Here is a 19,478-nt window from a genome sequence, read left to right as displayed (position 1 = left end):
CCTGAGGGCTGGCCGTTTGGCGACGCCCGCTTTTGGTGAATGGACTGAACCGGGGAACCGACTGTCATGAGGCGCGAAGCCGCCGTTCGCGTCGTGAAAGACATACCTCCACATCGGTGAGATTGTGGAATAGCGGTGACCAACCTGGACTAAGATCTAGGGTCAAAGGGGGCGCTCACGAGCCGCCTAATCGATAGACCGGGATGCCGAGCTTGCGGGCCTTGTCCGCGAGGTTCTCCTGAATGCCGGTGCCGGGAAAGATGATGACGCCGATCGGCATGACCGCCAACATCTGGTCGTTGCGCTTAAAGGGAGCGGCCTTGGCGTGTCTGCTCCAGTCGGGCTTGAAGGCGACCTGCGGCACCTTGCGATGATCGGCCCAGCGGGCGGCGATCTTTTCAGCGCCTTTGCGTGATCCGCCGTGCATCAGCACCATGTCGGGGTGCTTGGCGCGGATTTGGTCGAGCTTTGCCCAGATCATCTCGTGATCGGCGGTATCGCCGCCGGAGAAGGCGATCTTGGGGCCGGCCGGCAACATGACCTCGGTTTCCGCGCGCCGCCTGGCCGCGAGGAAGTCGCGGCTATCGATCATTGCGGCGGTGAGATGGTGGTGGTTTACCATCGACCCCGTGCGCGGTCGCCAGGCAGAACCGGTGTACTGATCGTAGTGTTCGGCGGCCTGGTCACGCATGAGCTCGAAGGCGCCCCGCCGTTCGATCATGGTCTGGCCCTGGGCGGTGAGTGTCTCGAGTTCAACCGCCTTGATCTCGCTGCCATCCTGTTCGCGCTGCAGACAGCGCTGGGCCTGCTCGTTGTCTTCCAGTTGCCGCTCGATCCGTTGTACAGCTCGGTGGAAGACATTGGTGAGGGACCAGAGCAAGTCATCGAGGTCGGGTTCGAGGCGCGTGTCAGCCAGGGTGACGATGAGGGCGTCAAAGATGTCGGCCACGGCTCCGGCCACTTGGTCGCCACCGGGGAGCGGTCGCGGATCGGGCTCGTCCGCAAATGGTCGCCAGCCATAGAGCTGGAGTTCGGTGAGGATGTGATCGGTCGCAGAAGCGGCGTGGTGCGGTTCAGTGTCGTCGTGCTCTCTCATGGGGATGCTCCCGTCGGTTTGACCGCGACCCTCGCGGCCTTCATGGCGACGAGAGCCCACGGGCGGGACGGTCCGACACCCGCAGCGATGCGGAGGGCCGGAGCGCAGCGGAGGATGGCGGCGGCCGACTATTTTGCCTCGCGATGGAAAAGCGTCGCGCCCGATCGCTGCCATTCGCGACCAGTCGCGCGCGCCGGAAAATAGTCGGCCGCCGCCATTGCCTGGCCGGCCAGTTCGTGGGCCGATCGCCCTCTCGAAGGCCGGGTCTCGGGTCTCTGCCGGCGGGTCACTCATCCATGCGCCGCACCGGCACCGTGCGCCGCGCGCTTCCCCTCCCGGCTCATGCCGCCTGTGTCAGATATCGGATGCGATCTTTGCGCATGAGCTGGTCTGCAATCGAGGCCCGGAAGGCCGCAAGTCCGAAGCGGCTGAGGTCTTCGTTGAAGTCTTGCATCGCTGGCGACAGCACGATTGCATCGATTCCGGCGTCCGTCGCGCGCTCGAGCAGGCTGTCGCGGGCACCGTCACCGGCCGGATCGTTGTCGCGGATGACATAGAGCCGGCGCAGGGTTGGCGGGAACAGGATGGCGGCTAGATGGGCTGCCGAGAGTGCCGCAGCCATCGCCATATCGGGCAAGGCGCATCTGAGCGACAGCGTCGTCTCAATGCCCTCGCCTGCCGCCATGACGCTGCCGGGTGCACCGAAGCGGACGGCGTGACCCAGAAGGTCACCCATTGCGCGACGCGGCGTGTCGACGAGCGCCTTGCCGGTGCCGTCCGGTGCGAGCCAGGTGCGGTGCGCGCCGGTCAAATGTCCATCAAGGTCGGTGACAGCAGCGATCATTGCCGGCAAGGTCTCGGTCGGTCCATGATCGCCGGGCCGGTAGTAGCAGCGCGGATGGAACCGCAGCGATCCGGTGCCGGACAAAGTCGCAATGCCACGTCCACGCAAATAGGTTTCCACGAGGGTGCCGATAATGGGCTTCGGTCGGCGAGCCGCTTCCGGAGATCCAATGGGGACCTGCGTGATCGGCGCGGCCGGTCGGGGTGGCATGGCATCTGGCATAGCGAGAAACAGGCGCGCCTCATCGGCGACGTCCCGGAAGTTGACCAGTCCGAGGGATTCGCGGATGACGTCGAGCAGGTCGCCATGCTCGCCGGTAGCGGCGTCGGTCCATTTGCCTGGCGGTCCCTTCGGGGATGGCTGCAGACGCACGAACGTCGAGCGGCCCGGCGCATTGCGGACGTCGCCGACGCTCCAATAGTTGCCCTGGCGACGGCCATTGGAGAGGTAGTGGCGGCACACCGCCTCGGCATGTTCGGCGAGGCGGTGTGCGAGGTCGGATGCAGCGTGACGCGGAATCATGCAGCCTCCCGCTCACTGACCCGCTCGATTGGGAAGCGGTCGAGCACGCGCTCCAGCACGGCGAGCCCGTTGGCGTCGATCGGCACGAACATCCTGAGCTTCCACGAAATGATCTCGTGGAAGAGACCGTAGGCGGTGAGGCGCTCCCGCATCATGTCGGTGAAGCCCGACAGTTCGATGCGCCACGCGCCCATGACGCGGCTGCGGCGAAGCTGGAGACCCTCGGCGAGATCAAGGATCGTCCGCCCGTCGATCAGCGCCGCGAGCGCCTGCTCGGGCGATAGCGATGCGACGCCTGTCACCGTGGCGTTGGCGGCCCAGGCCGGCGTGACAAGGCGACCAATTATGCGCTCGCCCTCGTCGGTCTGAAGTCGAAAAACGCGGGTCGACTCGTTTGGCAGACGCTTCCAGATCGGCAACAACAGGCCCGTCACCATGTGCAGCACGGCATCGGCAAACTCGGGAGTCTCGGCGACCTCCGCATTCCATGCTGCAGCGAAAGCTTCACGGTGGGCCTCGACCCAGCGGGTTTCGCCCATAGCCTTGAGCGGCATGTTCTGGCCTTCCATTGGCCGGATCAGGCGGACCCGCGGCTCGATCTCGCCGTCGTCGAGCATGATGCTGGTGGTTGGGATCTGCACGGCGGCGCGGCCAGATTGCTCGTTGATCAGTAGGATGGCGCGCAAATCGCGAAGGTGATGGAGCGCCGCATCGAGCATGACGGGCCGATTGCGCTTGCGCTGGGTGATCGTCAGCAGCCGCGTTTCGGCGCCGGTGCGCGGATGGGCGTAGATGACCTGCCGGTCGGTGATGACGAAGCTCTCGGCCCGCAGGGTCTCCAGCCCGGTGTCATAGGTGCCCGAGGCGATGGCGCCACCGATCCGAGCGGCCAGAAGCTGCTCGAAGGCGCCGAACAGCACGCCCTGCACTTCGATGGTCAGCGCCAACAGGCGATTGAGGAAGGTGGTGATCGGCGGCAACTCGTCCTTGATGCCGTTGTTGTCCATCAGCTTGAGACCGGTCGCCGCCTCGAAACGCTGGAGTGTGCAACCCTCGACCTTGCCGCGTACGATCAGGAGATAGAGCTGCCGCAAGGCATCGCCGGCATAGTGGCTTTCAAGATTGTCCTCTGGCCGGAACAGCCCTTGGCCACCGGTCTGGCGCTGGCCGCGCGTGATTGCGCCCAACGTGTCGAGACGGCGGGCGATCGTCGAGAGGAAGCGCTTTTCCGCCTTCACATTGGTCGAGATCGGCCGGAACAGCGGCGGCTGCGCCTGATTGGTCCGATGCGTGCGGCCCAGGCCCTGGATGGCGGTGTCGGCCTTCCACCCGGCTTCGAGCAGATAATGCACACGCAGCCGCGTGTTCCGTGCCAAGAGTTCGGCATGGTAGGAACGACCCGTCCCGCCGGCGTCGGAAAACACCAGAACGCGCTTCTGATCGTCCATGAAGGACTGCGCCTCGGCCAGATTTGCCGACCCTGCTCGGTGCTCGACGACCAGGCGGTCGCGCTTGCGCACGATGCGGCGCGAGCGGCCAGTGACTTCGGCGACGAGGTCCGCGCCGAAATGTTGGACGATCTGGTCGAGCGCGCCGGGGACAGGCGTCAAGCTGGCGAGTTTCGCGATCAGCTCGTCGCGCCGGGCGACCGCCTCGCGGCTCTCGACGGGCTGGCCATCGCGGTAGACCGGGCGCGACGACAGATTGCCCTCGCTGTCGGTGAACGGCTCGTAGAGCTGCACCGGGAAGGAATGGGCCAGGTAGTCAAGGACATATTCGCGCGGCGTGATGTCGACGCGAACATCGTTCCATTCCTCGGTCGGCAACTCGGCCAGCCGCCGCTCCATGAGCGCCTCACCCGTCGAGACGATCTGGACAACGGCCGCATGGCCCTCCTCCAGATCGCCGGTGATGGATTTGATCAGGGTCGGTGTCTTCATGCTGGTCAACAAATGGCCGAAGAAGCGCTGCTTGGCGCTTTCAAAGGCGCTGCGCGCGGTCGACTTGGCCTGGGCATTGAGCGTGCCGGTGCTGCCGGTGATGTTGGCCGCCTGCATCGCAGCATCGAGATTGTTGTGGATGACGCCGAAGGCCCCAGCGTACGCGTCATAGATGCGGACCTGTTCGGGCGTCAGCTCATGCTCGAGCAGTTCGTATTCGACACCGTTGAAAGAGAGCGAGCGGGCGGTATAGAGGCCAAGTGCCCTGAGGTCGCGTGCCAGTACTTCCATCGCCGCCACGCCGCCAGCCTCGATCGCCTCGACGAACTCGGCGCGGGTCGAGAATGGAAAATGCTCGCCGCCCCAGAGGCCGAGCCGCTGGGCATAGGCGAGATTGTGCACGGTGGTGGCGCCAGTCGCCGAGACATAGACGATGCGGGCATACGGCAGGGCGTGCTGTAGCCTCAGGCCGGCACGGCCTTGCTGGGAGGGAGCGGCGTCGCCGCGTTCGCTCTTGCCGCCACCGGCATTTTGCATGGCGTGCGCCTCGTCGAAGATGATGACCCCATCGAAATCCGGACCCAACCATTCGACGATCTGCTTGACCCGCGAAAGCCTCTCGCCGCGATCGTCGGACCGCAGCGTGGCATAGGTGGTGAACAGGATGCCGTCCGCCAGCGTGATCGGCCTGCCCTGCGGGAAGCGGGAGAGCGGGGTGACCAGCAAGCGCTCCATGCCGAGCGCGGACCAGTCGCGCTGCGCATCCTCGATGAGCTTGTCTGACTTGGAGATCCAGACGGCCTTGCGACGGCCCTGCATCCAATTGTCTAGGATTACGGCGGCGGACTCGCGGCCCTTGCCTACACCGGTACCGTCGCCGATCATGAAGCCTTGCCGGAAGCGCACGGCCCGCGCCGCGTCATCTGCCGCCGCGCTAATTACGTCAAAGGTATCGTCGAGCGTCCAGGCGCCGGCGAGATACTCGGCGTGAGCATCGCCCGCATAGATGACGGTCTCGAGCTGCGCGTCCGAGAGCAGGTCAAGGACGTTCTTCGGCAGGCGCGGCCGATAACTCGGCTTGGGCGGCGCGACCGAGGCCATGGCCGCCGATTGCACGAGTTGGGTGGGGTGCGGCTGCGCGCCGGGAATGCGGATCGCCTGAAGCGCGTAGTCCTCGTAGATGGCGTCGCTGATGTGGCCGCCCTCGGCGGCCTTCCAGTCGAGCACCTGATAGGCGAGCTCAACGGCATCGGGATCAGTGAGCAGTGGCCGCGGTGTTATTCTTGCCGTGGGACCAAGATAGCCGCGCACTGTGCGGGGTGCGGCCGACGACGATGTGGGAGTTGCACCTGCGGGTATGGTGACCGGCAGCCGTGCCGGCACATGCTCGCCGACCCATGCGATCAGCGTCGCGGCATCCGGGGCAACGCCCTGATCTGCCGGGAACACGTCCGGATCGTCCGCCGGCACCCGGTCGATGACGGTGAGGCGTGTCGGAAAGGTCGTGCCATGCTTGGCGTAGGCCGAGCCGTCGATGGCGGCGGAGAAGACGATGCGGCCACGTTCCTGCAGGTGAGTAAAGGCGGCGGTCCAGGCCGGGTGGTCGGGCGCGAAGTTCGCACCGGTAATCGTCACCAGCCGCCCGCCGGGCGCGAGGCGCGCCAGGGCCGAGGCGATGTGCCGCCAGGCCGCGTCGGCCATGCGGCCCTCGACGTTGGCCATGACCGAAAAGGGCGGGTTCATCAGCACCACGCTCGGCACGGCGCCGGGATCGAGATGGTCATCGATCTGGGCGGCGTCGAAGCGGCTGGCGCAGACGGCCGGAAAGAGGCCGGAGAGAAGTCCCGCGCGGGTTTCGGCAAGCTCGTTGAGAATGAGCGAGGCGCCGGCTATCTCGGCCAAGATGGCGAGCAGCCCGGTGCCGGCGGAAGGCTCCAGCACACGGTCGGCCGGCGTGATGGCAGCGGCCGTTGCGGCGACCATGCCGAGCGGAATCGGCGTCGAGAACTGCTGGAAGGTCTGCGCCTCTTCGGATCGGCGGGTATGCGTCGGCATGAGCCGGGCGATCTTCGACAATGCTGACAGCCGGAGAGCCGGAGACGCGGCCTTGCGGAACAACGCCTTTCCGTACTTGCGCAGGAAAAGGACCGTCGCAGCCTCGCAGGCATCGTAGGCCTGCTTCCAGTCCCAGGCGCCGGCGGCGTCGGAGGCGCCGAATGCGGCTTCCATCGCCGCGCGCAGCTTTGGCGCGTCGATGCTGTCGCCGCGCTCGAGATGGGGAAGCAGAAGGCCGGCGGCGGCGAAGATAGCGCCGGCTGCACCGGTTTGGGGGAGCGGGAGCGGCGCGGCTGCGGGAACTGCCACAGCGGGCGAGATCATGTACATGGTGTGAACCTCGGGAGAGCGGGGACAGGATCGAGCCGCGCGGCGCTCTCTCTGGACCGTGCGGATTCAAACCCATCCCGGCTCGCCTCTCCCTCTCTGGCCTCCACCGAAGCCAAAATGAAACAAGCGCCCCGCCATGAGGTGGAGCGCTTGCCGGTATCAACCGATCTCGATCATATTCCGCCGTCAGGCCCCGACTTCTGTAGGAAACCATTGGCGCTGTCGGGATCGGGCGGCAGGTAGGCATCATAGGGATTGCCGTCGGCGAGATGAGCGAACGGCGTGAACTCGTAGTGAAGAAGAAAGGGCCGAGCGACCCGCGCCACTCCGCCGACGGTGCTATCCGGCGGCGACCGCGTGTGCGGCAGTCTCATGGGTGGCCGAGCCGTCCTCGTCATCACCGGCCAGGAATTCGGGGAGGTCAGCTTCCTCGCCCACATTCGGCCGGGCGGCGTCATTGCCGCTAGGGCGGAGCGGTTCGGGTAGCCAGCCACTATCGGCCAGGAGGCGCTCGGCCTCTTTGGCCATGTCGGCCTTCTTGAGATGGTCGATAAGCTGGGCGGCCTGGTCGCCGGCGCCTTCGCGCACGGCTTCGAGAATGCGGGACTTGGTGACGCGACCGAGATAGTTATCCACCGTCGGCCGCCAGCCGGCATCTATCATGTCAAGCCCGGTGGCACGGGACAACCGATCGGCTTCACGCAGGCGCTGATCGAGCCCGTGCTGGGAAACGCCGCTGCCGTAGGGATTGGGTCGTTCGAACAGGGCGTTGATCCCATAGCTGACGCAATGCGCCAGCAGCGTCTGCCGGCTGGCTTCATCGAGTCTGTCGAGCCACGCCCATAGGGCCTCGTCGTCATCCAGTGGAATGACGCTCTTCCATGCCTCATGGCGCTCATCAACGGCCTTGGCCGCAGGGCTGTCCTTGAGACCGACGTCCTGCCACGGCAAGTGGACATGTCGGACGAAGGCCTCGACGCAGCCGATGGCGGAACGCTGACCGAAGGTGTCGAGGACGAGCCGGTGCAAGAGCGCCGTGATGGCCACATGCTGGTTCTCGGCCAGTGCGTTGCGCAGCGCCAACGTGCGATGGGCAGTAAGTTCGATGACCAGGCGCTCGGGTAGCGGCTTGATGGTGTCGCCGTCATCCTCCTCAGGCTCGGACGCCTGCGCGCCGATGGTGATAATCGCGCGGGCCGAAGGATTGTGTCTGCTGTCTTCGTTCTCGGTGGCGCAACCTGGCTCGGCCGAGTGGCCGTCGACCGCCTGCATCGCTTCGTCCTCGGGGCGCACATGGGCCCGATCGACGACGAGATCGCCATCACGATCGATGCTGATGAACACACCGGCGCGGGCGATCTCGGCCCCATCGTAGTGCATCGGCCGGCTCTCGAAGGCCTCAAGCGCGGTCTCGATTTGACCGAGGCGCTGATCGACATCGTCGGGGAGTTCGTCGGATTCGCCATACTCGGCTTCCAGCCGGTCGTACTCCGCCCGCAGGGCTTCGCGTTCCGCCCGCTCCGCGTCGGTCAGACCGACGGGGGTGCCAGCGATTGCCCGCAGACCGTGATTGTACCCGTAGGGCAGATCGGCATCGACCACGATCCACTTCCAGCCCTCCGCCGCGATCTCGTCGGCGATCGACTTCAGCCTATCGCCGACCAAGCGGTCGAGCAGAGCGGGGTCCTGCAGCCAGCCGCCATTGTCGGCCTCGAACAGGTCGCGCAGCACCACGCCGCCGGCAGCGACATACGCGTCGACACCGACGAACAGCGCCCGGCGATCGCTTGCCCGCACAGTGGTCTCCGTCAGCAGGCGCCGGATCTGCTGCGGCTCCTTCGACCAGGAGTTTTCGAGCGCCTCCCAGACCTGCTCCTGACGGGCGTGATCGTCGGTCACGGTGAACGCCATGAGCTGCTCGAGCTTCATGCCATCCTGCTCGTAAATCTCCTGCAGCTTGGCCGAAACCCTGGCCAGCCTGAGGCGCTGCTGCACGAATGTTGCGGAGACGAAGAAGCGTGCGGCAATCTCCTCATGGCTCGCGCCCTGGTCATGAAGTGTCTGGAAGGCGCGAAACATGTCGAGCGGATGTAAATCTTCGCGCTGAAAATTCTCGGCCAGCGAATCCTCCTCGATCGGGACCGCGCTGTGGGCGTCGCTGACGACGCAGGGAACTGGCTCGGTCTTGATCATGCGCTTCTGCTTGACCAGCAGTTCCAGCGCGCGATAGCGACGCCCGCCAGCCGGCACCTCAAACATGCCGGTCTCGTCGCCCTCGCCATCCAACACTGGCCGGACGTTGAGGCTCTGGAGCAGGCCGCGCCGTGCGATCGACGCGGCGAGGTCCTCGATCGTTTTCCCGCGCTTGATGCGCCGGACATTGGCCTGGCTCAGCATCAGCTTGTTGAAGGGGATGTCACGTGAAGCGTTGAGGGTGATCTTCTGCTTGGGCGTAGCCATGTGGACTATCTCCGCGACGGGCGGCCGAAACTCTCTCGACCTCCAAACCCGTCAAAAAAGACGGGCGCAGCCCTCTCACTCTGAGGACCGCGCCGCACCGAAGATCCCGAGGTGGGGACAGGGCCGCAGACACGACTTTGCGCATCTGCGGCTTGCGGATTTAAGCTGAGATCTCACTCGCCGTCTCGGCCAGATTGGCCGGCATGGTCGAGTTGCGTTCGGCGTCGCGAAGGTTTCCGCCCCGGCGGACCGCCTCTGCCCAGACGGAAATCGGCAGGTCGGTGCCAAAGAGCATGTCCCGCTCGATGCCGATGCCGAAAGGCAGCCGGATCGACGTCATCTCAAGCGCGGTTGCGAGCCAAATTCCTTCGCCGAGTTGATTTGAAGAGCTTCACCACCGGTACGTGTTCGGCGTCGCGATCGCGGCTATTGGCGAGCAGGCACGCGCAGTTCCTCGGTGAGAACGATCATGCCGCCCACTTCTCGGTTTCGATCTCATCGACGTTGGCGGGCCCTGCCCTGGTTCCGTTGTCAGGTTGCGGAAGGAAGGCGAGCAACCAGTCGGCTGCCCTGCTGGCCTGGGAGGCGGCGCGCACGATGGCGCGGTTGTCTTCGCGCAGGACATCGAGCCAGGAGGCCAGGTAATCGGCGTGGCGCACGGTCGGCACAATACCTAGCGAGGCGCAGCAGAAGGCCGCGTTCATTTCGGCGACCAGTTCCTCGAAAGCATATCGCTTTGTGCCGAACGCGCCGCCGAGGTCACGGCCGATGCGGGAGGGATGGCCGGTCGCATGGCCAAGCTCGTGCAGGGCGGTGCGGTGCCAGTCAATGGTCTCGAAATACGCCTGCGGAGGCGGCACCTGCACGTAGTCCTGCGCCGGCACATAATAGGCGCTATTGCCGCCGATGCGGAAATCGATCCCTGTCGCCTTGATTAGTGCCTCGACGGCCGGTTCGATCAGTCCGGGGTCTGGCGCGGGCGCAAACACCGCCAGATCGTCGGGCAGATTTTCGCATTGCGCGAGGTTGAAGACGGTGAAGCGCTTCAGAAACTGTATGGCCTGTGCTGCCTCGCCGGTTTTCCCGGGCGCGATTCTTCTCGTCGTCAGGAATGAAGCGGTCAGCATAGATGACGGTGGTCCCGTGTTCGCCCTTGCGGACATGGCCGCCCAGCGATAGCGCCTGGCGGAAAGTCAGCCAGCTTTGGACGGGAAAGCCATGCTCTACGACCGCGCCCCACAGGATCAGCACGTTGATCCCGGAATAAGCGCGGCCAGTCGTGGCATTGGCCGGCACGGCGAGGGGCGCTTGCCCCGCCGTCGTTCCCCAGGGCTGCACCCAGGGGAAGCGGCCGGCTTCCAGCTCCGCGATGATCTTGTTGGTGATATCGTCATAGAGGCTTGTCCGGTCAGCGCCGGCGCGAGCGTAATGTCTGGACATCGCGGTTCTCCGCGACGGGCGCCGGAGGCCTCTCCTCCAGCCCTCAACCCGTCACGGCAAACCGGTCCGTACTCTCGCTCTAGAGGCATACCAGGCCTCGAAGGGGAACGCTCCCGAACCTGGGGCAAAGGCGGTCCGTGCCAAATCGGCAGATGTCGCTAGCCATCAAGTATGGCTATTGCTAGCGGACCGCGTGGCGGATGCGGTCGGTAAGCGTTTGTTCGACGTCGAAATAGCCCTCCCAGGCCTCGGGCAACTGAGCCCGCGCGGCAGCGGCGAAAACATCGAAAGCGTTGGCGCTTTCGCAGGTGGGCAACTCATCCCAGCTGACAGGCACCGCGCACGACGCCCCCGCGCGTGCCCGAGTCGACCAGGGGCAGATTGCAGTGGAGCCCTGGCCGTTACGCAGGTAATCGAGAAACATTCGGCCCTTGCGCTTCGCCTTGCTCATATTGGCGACGAAGCGCGACGGATCTGTACGGGCCAGCAGTTCGGCGAAGTCCTGGCAGAAGCTCTTGACCTCGTCCCAGTCTGCCTCCGGGAGGAGCGGGACGACCACATGAACGCCCTTGCCGCCGGACAGCAACGGCCACGACTGCAGTCCAAGCGCTTCCAGAATGCCGCGAATGTCGAGGGCTGCCTGCTTGACGGCAGTGAAGCCAAGGCCCTCGTCGGGGTCGATGTCGAAGATCATGCGGTGCGGCAGATCCGGCTGCTGGCGACGGCTACCCCAGATGTGGAATTCGAGCACGTTCATCTGGACGCCTGCGATCAGCCCAGCCAGGTCATCGACCCACAAGATGCGGCTTTCCTTACCGGACATCTTCTTCAACTGGCCGTCATGGATGGCCTTGGGCATGCCTGGCAGTCTGTGCTTCTGAAAAAAGGTCTGCTGCAGGTCGCCATCGGTATCGCGCACCAGCGACAGCGGCCGATCCTGGATGTGCGGCAGCATCTTCTCGGCGACCACGGCGTAGTAGGCGGCGAGCGTGGCCTTGGTCACCTTGGTCGCCGGATACATGATCTTGTCCGGATGCGTCAGCTTGACGCCGACAGCAGCGGCGATCTCCTTGCCTATTCCCGGATCGAGGTTGGCGGAGGAGGAGTTGCCGGCGTCTTCGGCATTTCCATCACCACCTGGTCGGCTCGCTTGTCTTCGCGCATGCCCTCAAAACTTGGATGCCGCAAGCTGCCGTCCGGTGTCACTTCGGCATAGGTAACCTCGGCAACAAGTTCGGGCTTCACCCATTTGGCACGTCGGGCAATGTCTCTCGGGACGGACACGAAAGCCGATTTCTCAATACGGCGTTTCTCGAGCTTCGCGAGGATGTCCTTGCGCTCCGCCTCGGTGAACCCCGTGCCGACGCGGCCGCGATAGATGAGCTTGCCATTCTCGTAAGTGCCGAGGATCAACGATGCCATGCCACGACCTGTGTCACTTGGGCGGTAGCCGCCGACGACGAATTCCTGTCGCTTAGTGCACTTGATCTTGAGCCAACTCGAGGTGCGATCGCCGACATAGGAGCTGTCGGCGCGCTTGGCGATGACGCCTTCGTGGGCGCCCTCGCACATGGAGTCGAACACCTTTTGGCCCTGGTCGACGATGTGGCTGGAGAATTGCAGGCAGTCCTCAGGGCGGCGCGCGCCCAGGAGGGACTCAAGTCGCGCCTTGCGCTCGAGGAGCGGCTGGTTCGACAAATCTTCACCATCGAATTCAAGCAGATCGAAGGCGTAGAACTTGAGGGGCATACCCGCGGCGATGCCGGTTTTCAGCATGGAGAAGTTCGTGCGGCCCTGGCTGTCGATCGCGACGATCTCACCATCGATCAGCACCGCGCCTTCGGTCAGTCTTTGAAGCGGCGGCAGGATGACCTTGAACTGTCGGGTCCAGTCGTGGCCATTGCGCGTATAAACGACGACATTCGAGCCGGAGATGGCGATTTGGGCACGATAGCCGTCGAACTTCATCTCGAAAAGCCAATCCCCGCCGACCGGTATGTGGTCTGTCAGCGTGCATAGCTGGAAGGGTCGAAACCGCGGGAGCCGATTTGTAGGGACAAATTCTGAGTCTCTGGGCCGTGTGCGCCTTTTACTGAGGGTGCCGTCTACAGCCGACATGCGGAACTCGGATACATAGTCCGACTCAATACCCTGCCCGGGATTCGGTTCCATGCCCAAGCATCCCGCGCCGGCGACCGTCGGCGCTCAAAGGAAGAAAGGCGTATAAGCCGCAGTCCTGCTTGCGTCCGCAACAGCGGACAATTGTCGCGCGCAGGACGAAGGAAATTCGCCCCCGCCGCGGGCGGTGAACGGGACAGCCGTAGGAGCGTCAGCATAGCGCCGGCCGCAGGACGGGACGCGGGACCGACTGTCCCCGTCCGCGGTGGTCCGCATATTTTTGCGTCGAAGCCGACCGGCGGAGATCGCGCATTTCCCGCTTCGACAGTTCGGCCGCTGATCGCGATCGGAGTGTCCAAGCCAGAGCCGAGTTGGCCTACACGAAATCGATGAGGTCTTGCATCCGTTCACCCCTCAATTGCGTGGCAGCTTGTGAATTTCCAGCCTGACAGGCCCTCCCCTGTCACAACTTGTGCAAAAGAGCGCTCGCTCGACCGAACTCAATAGAGCGCCTTTTCCATAGCGTTCAATGAGGCCGGCAGGCTTTACCGTTGCATGGTGCGAACAGGATCTGCACCAGGCCCGCAGCACATGCCACTCGCGAAGATCGCCGAGCGCCACATCCAGGGCAGCGTGAACGCTGCCATCGATGATGGCCTGCAATGGGATCTTGACCTCGCCTGGTGTCAGAATTTTCTCCATCACATGCCGACTGTTGTAGTGGATCAGCAACATGCCCGGCCGGCGTCGGATGGCGGCCTGCCAGGCTGCCTGACTCACAGTTGAATCGGGGGAACGAGAAATGGTTTCGGACAAAACCTGCTCCTCGCGATCCCAGACCTCGACCCAAAAATTGTGTTCCGCGGTTTTTGCCGTTGCTTCGCCATCCACGGCGATTGCCGCCAAGCCATGGTCGCTTTGCTGCTCCAGATCACGCAGAAACAAGGAACATATTTCTCCCTCGTCAAGGGCATGCTGGACTCTTCGTTCTCTTTTTGTTCACTATTGGCACGTGCTGGCCGGCGTCATCCAGATTGCCGCAGGACTCATTAACTCAGCGTGGCGCTTGCGCAATAACTAATTTAGTGAAATCTTAAATGCTTCTGGGAGTAGACGAGAGACCGGTCGGTCCAATTATGGGGCGGCATTGAACATAAATGTTTTTTCCGCGATTCCTGGTCGGGATGTTTGCCACGTCGACCGTGGTGGCGTTATGGATTTACCTAGCAACGGGTTCGTTCTGGAAGTCGCTTGCATGGACCTTGCTGATTTTGATCATATTCCAGGTTGGATATTTCTTGTTTTCATTCGCGCTTTTCCACACGCTTTGGACGAAGAGAACCGAAGAAAAACCGAACACCGCCGAGCCTACCCGTCGAGACGGCGGTGTCTCATCTAAAGGCGGCCGATGACGCTCACAAGCCGGCCACGCAGCATCGTCAAATCGCCGGGGAAGGTTGACCGTCTTAAATCGCGCCATCGTTGGGCGGCAAGCGCCTCCCTGAAATCTTGCAGAGGAATGAAGCAAGCCTTCCTCGCGGCGCAGGTGCCTCACACGCCCGATTGCTGTCTTTGCAAGCAACGATCTCCCCACTGTTATTGGGTAGCCGGGCCGAGGCTTGCGTTTGCACATGATCGGCGATGCTGCCCTGGGGATCGCGGCGACTGGCCGAATAGGACGACAAATGACGCAGGAACTTGGACGCTACAGATGCTGTGGCACCAGCGGACAGGAATACCGTCGTTGAATACCAGAATATGGTCGGCTTCGACGCCATGAGTGGCCGACAGATAGGCCGAGAACGAAAGAGCATGGCTTAGTCAATGGCGGCGCTGCACCGACGACAACACCACTCAGACACTCAGCACCCACGAGTTCATCCAACAGGTGGATTAGGCCACCGTCGATGTTAGTCCAGGGCTCCGAACTCAGCGTGTGGTCGGTCGTCCTCGAATTCACTCGGAGGGTTCTGCGGGCGCGCGTTCCCGCTGACCGCTCTCCATCCCAAGTCGTCAAGCGATCCGCGGCAGCCAGCTTGCGCGCGGGGCCTCCTAGGTGATCACGCCATAACGCCGATCGACCGAATAGGTCATGACTTCAGCTGCGGCGGACCAGATGTCTGCTTGGCCGCCGCCGCACAGCCCAGCAGATCCCACCTGGCGCCGGCTTCTCGAGCGTTCGCTGCGGGCCATCGTCCAAAAGGCTGTGTTCCAACAACTCTAACGAGAGAGATACACTCCTGCTACTCGGCGCCGCTTCCCTCAAAGCGCTGTCTGGTAAAAAGGCTCGGCGCCCTTCTGGTTTGTTCAGGTTCAAAAGGAGGGCGCCGGCCCCAGACTTTTCCGCCCAGAATGGCGATTGGCGCTTCGGGGTGATCTCGTCGACCCTCACCTGTCGCCGATCTTTTTCGCCCAGGCCAGCGCCTTGGTCTTGGCTTTTGTGGTGAAACACCGTTGAGCGGTCGCCACCGACTCGTCGAGCATGCTCCACCTTCGCTTAGACCATAAAGGTGTGGTGCGCTCATATTAGCATGAGCATATATAACTTGGCAGCCGGCCATGTCCCCAGTCCCCAGCCGGTTAGGCCCGGCTGCTCTCTACCCCCAAAGAAAGCCGGGCCGTCCCCGCGGCCAGATCGTTCCGCGCTTGGTAGACAGCTCGCCGGGCGATACCCCGACCACCTCGAGCCCGGCGAGCCTGACCTGGATCAATGATCGGATCAGGACCGGGGTCAGCCGGCAAATATCTATGCAAGACCGGTGTCACTTTGTTAGCGCTGAAATGGATCAGTTTTCACAGGACCACCAACCCAGCGCAGCGAAACCAACTGCTGGGACAAGCATGCAGCACCGAATCGCGAACGGCGATTCAATTAGCACGCACTTAATTACCTCATAACATTTTAACGAAACGTTGACCGCGCTGTCCCAGAATAGGACGGCGCGGTCGGACCCCAACCGGACTGCGCAGGCGGGCTTCGGCACTCAGCGCCCGCCGAACTGTCGGAGCCGCCACCCACATCCCACATTATGCCAGCAACGGTTGAATCAACTATTACTGCGCGTGCAAACGGCCTGCCATGGGAACAAAAGAGGGATTCACATCGAACACGGTTCGATCAGGATCGGACCATGCCTGCGCCAGCACGGCACGCACGCTCGCGGCCTCCACTGGCTTCATCGCGGAGAGGTCGCGGTCGTTGGCCACTGTCCCCGTAAACGCCAGATCGCCCGACAACGCCTTGAAGAAAGTCGTCTTGCCCGAGCCGTTCGGTCCGACGAAGGCGGCGATCTCGCCCGGCCTCGCAACGAAATCGACATTGGTAACAATGCGCTTGCCGCTTATCGCTACCCAGACATCGCGTGCTTCGATCATGCCGGCCTCATAGGTTTCAAATCTCACAAGTCGATTACGCCGCGCTTGTGCAGCAGAATCCAGAGGAAGAACGGCGTGCCGGCGATCGCGTGACGATGCCGATCGGCAGTTCGGCCGGCGCTACGACCAATCGGGCAACGGCATCGGCGATCAGCAGCATGCAGGCGCCAAGCAGCGCCGATGCCGGCAAGAGATAGCGATTGTCCGGGCCGATCAGCAGCCCCAGCAGATGCGGCACGACGATGCCGACGAAACCGATGCCTCCGCTGACTGCGACAGAGGCGCCGACCGCTGCCGAGACGCCGACGATCGCGGTGTATTTCAGCCGTGGTACCGGGATATCGAGATGGCCGGCCGTCGCCTCGCCGAGCGCCAGCGCGTTGAGCCCTTGGCCAGGAACGGCATCGCCGCCACCGCCAAAACGATGATCGGTCCGACGGAAGCGATCTTCGGCCAGGTCGCGCCGCCGAGCGAGCCCAGTTGCCAGAAGGTCAGGTATGCGGAACTGCCGGAAAACAATCTTTGACGATCTCTCCCCCAACCGCTCGCAGCGAGCCGCAAAACGCGTGGCGCCTTGTCCGCGCCTTCGCCCTCGATATGGTCGCCAAGATTGTCGTGGGCCTTGCCGTAGGTCTGGGCGTCGCCATCGGGATAACGGTTCGCGACCACGCCAGGCACACGCGCGCGCCCCGGCCATCCACGAAACTTGATAGGCGAAGCCGACTGTAAGGCGACCAAAACGGAGACGCTGCAGTCCGCACCTGATTGCGGGGGCCCGTGTCAGAAATGGAGTTCTCCTCTAGTTGTCAATGGCGGCAGCCAGGACGTCGTCCTGGCTGATTGAACCGGGGTTTTCGAAAGTTCAGGCAGCGCGTCCGCGACAGGTGACAACACGGCGATCGCTGACTCATAGACCTCCGTCAGGTAGGACGAGATCAAAGGATCGCTGCGCCACTCAACAGCTCGGCAAAGAAGGCCGTAGACCTCGCGTTTGGTTCCGACGTCCACGCCGGCCGGGGTTTCGTCAAAGATGAAACATCGGCAAGAATGTCCCATTGAGCAGGACCTCGACCTCCTTCTCGACCATGCCCAGGCGCGGGCTCGACGATCTCACACTCAAAGTTGCGACCTGACAAAGTCGAAGCGTTGAATGGGTGATGCGCCCGTCGGGCGTTCATGGTTGTTGTAGCACCGCAGCACGATCACACCGGATCAATTGTCAACCCATCAGCCCTGCTGCTCGAAGGGCCTCCTCCGTGACCTTCGTGATCTCTGCTGGTGGTGAAGCAGATGTGTCGCTGCCAAACTTCTCGAAGGCAAGATCGACTTCAACTACCCGCGCTTGCTGCGCTGCGGAACTATAATGCGGCGGTTGCGTCGCTGCTTCCTTGAGGCCGGAAAAACGAGCGGGCCAGACAAAGTTCGCACGCCTGCTTTGCTGTCTTCGGTTCTACTAGAGCCAAGTGTGAACGGGACGCCTGGCGCTGGATTGCGCGCCCAAAAGGATCACTTTGTGACCACCAGCATCAGTACCGCCGTCGCTCCCTACGACGCTGCACGCAAGCTCGGGCGGGAACGTCGTCTGGTTGTGGAGCGGGTTGGTTCCACTGCCATGCTGCCAACACCAACAACGCCCTCACGCTCCCTTGCACTCGTTACTTTGTGCAAACGCTCATAGGGCAGCAACTCCTTGACCCGCGTACCAAGCGCAACAATTTCTGCCCGCAAATCTTCGCATTCCTGCCTCTGGACTTCGTGCTGCATCTGCTCGGAGGCGTATTGCGCCGAGATGTGCGAGAGGTCCGCAGTCAGCTTCGAAAGGCTCGTCATGTCGGCTTCGCTCTCTTTCAAGAGATCAGAATACCTTTCATCCGCAACCTGCTTTTCGGCCATGGTATCGCTCCATTGAGCCGTCAGCCTGGCGATTTCACTGGATGCTACGCTTGCCTCGTTCGTTGCCGCATCCAGTCGCGATTGAAGACTTTGAATTTCAGATCGCAAACCTCGCATCTCTGCGAGACTGCATGCACGTTCGGCTCCCGTGTCATCTTCCATGATGCGTGCGGCCTCTGCCATTTCCGACAGTTTCGCCTGCGCGATCTCAAGCGACTTCTGCAACCGCGTTTCGTCCTTCTCGCTCTTGCCGAGCGCAGCCAGCAGTTCGGAATGCCGCACCGCATCGTTGGCGTGGATCGTCGACAGCTCATCAAGCCTCCGCCTCGCCTCAGCTTCCCGCTTTTGCGACTTGTCGAGGTCGATCGAGAGTCTGACATGCTTTTCTCGCAAGGTATCGTTTTCGCGCGCCCGTCTATCGGCCTCGGCTGTTCTGGCCGAAAGAGCTTTGGCCGCCTCGCCGAAGTCCGCCTCCCTTATTGCGATGGTAGTGGCCGCTTCTACAAGTTCCAGCCTTACGGCGGCGAGCGCACTACGAAGAGCGTCCCTGTCCTGGGCCAAGCTTACTTCGCGCTGCTGTATGGCTCCGAACGCGCTGTCGTGCTCACGTTGCTTCCTCATCGCATCGTGCAGCTGTTCGGACAGGACCATGTGTTCTCTCGTCAGGTTGGCATTTGCCACTTCCAGTTCGTTGGCACGAAAGAAGTCCGCTTGAAGGATCTGAAAAAAATCGCGTGTGTAGTGGTGCGAAGTTGCAACCTCCATTAGCTTGGCTTTGACATCCTCCAAATGGCCTTCCGCATCCTGAATGAGCATCTCAAATGAGCTCAAAGCAGCCAGCCGGCTCTGCGTATGCGAAGTTAGCTGGCGAGGGGTTTCATTGGGAGTGCCCTCGGGTTGCAGGGCATCGGTCCCTTTTGCGAGGCTGTCTTTCGAGGCACTGCCGTCGTCTGATGGTGACACCTCGTCAAGGCTCAGGGAGATGTTCAAAGCCTCGACTAGCTCTGTCTCGAGTTCCTCGGCGGCTCTTTCCACATTGTCGTAACGTTTGATCAGGTTCGATAGTTTCATGACAAGCTCTCCCGGCGCACCACTTTGAATTAATGGTTTGGCAACCAACGATTACACACCATATACCGCTCCGGGAACGACGACTGCCATGCAATCGACTATATTAGATCATTCTAAAGCAGTACGCTCGCAAAGGGGGGAGTGCCTGCTTCGGATCAATCCGGTGATCATGCCGCCAAGTCGAACGTCTTCTTTCGGGAGACGACCAAGGAAGCCTCAACGGCCGACATTGGCGCGCAGGCGCCGATCATAAGGCGCATACCAGACATTCCGCAGCTGATCGTCCACGTTCCCGGTCGTATCATGCCCTTCCACATGGTCGATCGGAGAACAG

At 62.7% G+C, this 19,478-nt stretch carries 11 protein-coding genes and 3 pseudogenes; 1 reads left to right on the top strand and 13 read right to left on the bottom strand.

Going from position 1 to position 19,478, the window contains the following annotated elements; genetic code table 11:
- Positions 1-175: 175 nt before the first annotated feature.
- The 10 genes and pseudogenes from ACYG9V_RS16895 to ACYG9V_RS16850 form a co-directional block, all read right to left on the bottom strand.
- Entirely contained in the window at positions 176-1,096 is a 921-nt protein-coding gene (locus ACYG9V_RS16895) for a DUF2493 domain-containing protein (RefSeq protein WP_023690439.1), read from the bottom strand.
- A 340-nt stretch (positions 1,097-1,436) separates the two neighbouring features.
- A complete protein-coding gene (locus ACYG9V_RS16890; RefSeq protein WP_352625207.1) occupies positions 1,437-2,462 on the bottom strand; it encodes a DUF7146 domain-containing protein in 1,026 nt (341 codons plus the stop codon).
- Positions 2,459-6,787 (bottom strand): strawberry notch-like NTP hydrolase domain-containing protein, encoded by a 4,329-nt coding sequence (locus ACYG9V_RS16885; protein ID WP_352765936.1) that lies wholly within the window; start codon positions 6,785-6,787, stop codon positions 2,459-2,461. The genes ACYG9V_RS16890 and ACYG9V_RS16885 overlap by 4 nt, the downstream gene beginning before the upstream one ends.
- Before the next feature lie 173 nt (positions 6,788-6,960).
- On the bottom strand, positions 6,961-7,161 hold the full coding sequence (locus ACYG9V_RS16880; RefSeq protein WP_023673140.1) for a DUF6117 family protein: 201 nt from the start codon (positions 7,159-7,161) through the stop codon (positions 6,961-6,963).
- Complete coding sequence (locus tag ACYG9V_RS16875) at positions 7,127-9,247, bottom strand: ParB/RepB/Spo0J family partition protein (protein ID WP_352765935.1); 2,121 nt, start codon at positions 9,245-9,247, stop codon at positions 7,127-7,129. The genes ACYG9V_RS16880 and ACYG9V_RS16875 overlap by 35 nt, the downstream gene beginning before the upstream one ends.
- A 160-nt stretch (positions 9,248-9,407) precedes the next feature.
- Positions 9,408-9,718: pseudogene (locus ACYG9V_RS16870) on the bottom strand (DUF2958 domain-containing protein).
- Positions 9,715-10,687, bottom strand: a pseudogene (locus ACYG9V_RS16865) (ArdC family protein). Before ACYG9V_RS16865 ends, ACYG9V_RS16870 begins: the two co-directional pseudogenes overlap by 4 nt.
- A gap of 181 nt (positions 10,688-10,868) precedes the next feature.
- Positions 10,869-11,708, bottom strand: a complete 840-nt coding sequence (gene ligD, locus ACYG9V_RS16860; RefSeq protein WP_352765941.1) for a non-homologous end-joining DNA ligase — start codon at positions 11,706-11,708, stop codon at positions 10,869-10,871.
- A gap of 53 nt (positions 11,709-11,761) precedes the next feature.
- Complete coding sequence (gene ligD / locus ACYG9V_RS16855) at positions 11,762-12,655, bottom strand: non-homologous end-joining DNA ligase (RefSeq protein ID WP_352765942.1); 894 nt, start codon at positions 12,653-12,655, stop codon at positions 11,762-11,764.
- A 564-nt stretch (positions 12,656-13,219) separates the two neighbouring features.
- On the bottom strand, positions 13,220-13,750 hold the full coding sequence (locus ACYG9V_RS16850; protein ID WP_023699082.1) for a hypothetical protein: 531 nt from the start codon (positions 13,748-13,750) through the stop codon (positions 13,220-13,222).
- A gap of 212 nt (positions 13,751-13,962) precedes the next feature.
- Here ACYG9V_RS16850 and ACYG9V_RS16845 point away from each other — a divergent pair, with 212 nt between their 5' ends.
- Positions 13,963-14,217, top strand: a complete 255-nt coding sequence (locus ACYG9V_RS16845; RefSeq protein WP_023699083.1) for an exopolysaccharide production repressor protein — start codon at positions 13,963-13,965, stop codon at positions 14,215-14,217.
- 1,642 nt (positions 14,218-15,859) lie between these two features.
- Here ACYG9V_RS16845 and ACYG9V_RS16840 read toward each other — a convergent pair.
- The 3 genes and pseudogenes from ACYG9V_RS16840 to ACYG9V_RS16830 all read right to left on the bottom strand — a co-directional run bounded on the left by ACYG9V_RS16840 (position 15,860) and on the right by ACYG9V_RS16830 (position 19,144).
- Complete coding sequence (locus ACYG9V_RS16840) at positions 15,860-16,180, bottom strand: ATP-binding cassette domain-containing protein (RefSeq protein ID WP_023825271.1); 321 nt, start codon at positions 16,178-16,180, stop codon at positions 15,860-15,862.
- Between the two features lie 23 nt (positions 16,181-16,203).
- A pseudogene (locus ACYG9V_RS16835) lies at positions 16,204-16,675 on the bottom strand (FecCD family ABC transporter permease); the annotation flags it as partial.
- 1,050 nt (positions 16,676-17,725) lie between these two features.
- Entirely contained in the window at positions 17,726-19,144 is a 1,419-nt protein-coding gene (locus tag ACYG9V_RS16830; RefSeq protein WP_023699089.1) for a coiled-coil domain-containing protein, read from the bottom strand.
- Positions 19,145-19,478: the final 334 nt, after the last annotated feature.

The sequence above is a fragment of the Mesorhizobium sp. W016 genome, from assembly GCF_054719485.1.
This window is presented reverse-complemented; position numbering and strand designations above follow the sequence as displayed.

Coding starts and splice junctions, on each gene's coding strand:
- ACYG9V_RS16895 (WP_023690439.1), bottom strand. CDS start 1,096: ATGAGAGAGCACGACGACACTGAACCGCACCACGCCGCTTCTGCGACC.
- ACYG9V_RS16890 (WP_352625207.1), bottom strand. CDS start 2,462: ATGATTCCGCGTCACGCTGCATCCGACCTCGCACACCGCCTCGCCGAA.
- ACYG9V_RS16885 (WP_352765936.1), bottom strand. CDS start 6,787: ATGTACATGATCTCGCCCGCTGTGGCAGTTCCCGCAGCCGCGCCGCTC.
- ACYG9V_RS16880 (WP_023673140.1), bottom strand. CDS start 7,161: ATGAGACTGCCGCACACGCGGTCGCCGCCGGATAGCACCGTCGGCGGA.
- ACYG9V_RS16875 (WP_352765935.1), bottom strand. CDS start 9,247: ATGGCTACGCCCAAGCAGAAGATCACCCTCAACGCTTCACGTGACATC.
- ligD (WP_352765941.1), bottom strand. CDS start 11,708: ATGTATCCGGCGACCAAGGTGACCAAGGCCACGCTCGCCGCCTACTAC.
- ligD (WP_352765942.1), bottom strand. CDS start 12,655: ATGAAGTTCGACGGCTATCGTGCCCAAATCGCCATCTCCGGCTCGAAT.
- ACYG9V_RS16845 (WP_023699083.1), top strand. CDS start 13,963: ATGTTTTTTCCGCGATTCCTGGTCGGGATGTTTGCCACGTCGACCGTG.
- ACYG9V_RS16840 (WP_023825271.1), bottom strand. CDS start 16,180: ATGATCGAAGCACGCGATGTCTGGGTAGCGATAAGCGGCAAGCGCATT.
- ACYG9V_RS16830 (WP_023699089.1), bottom strand. CDS start 19,144: ATGAAACTATCGAACCTGATCAAACGTTACGACAATGTGGAAAGAGCC.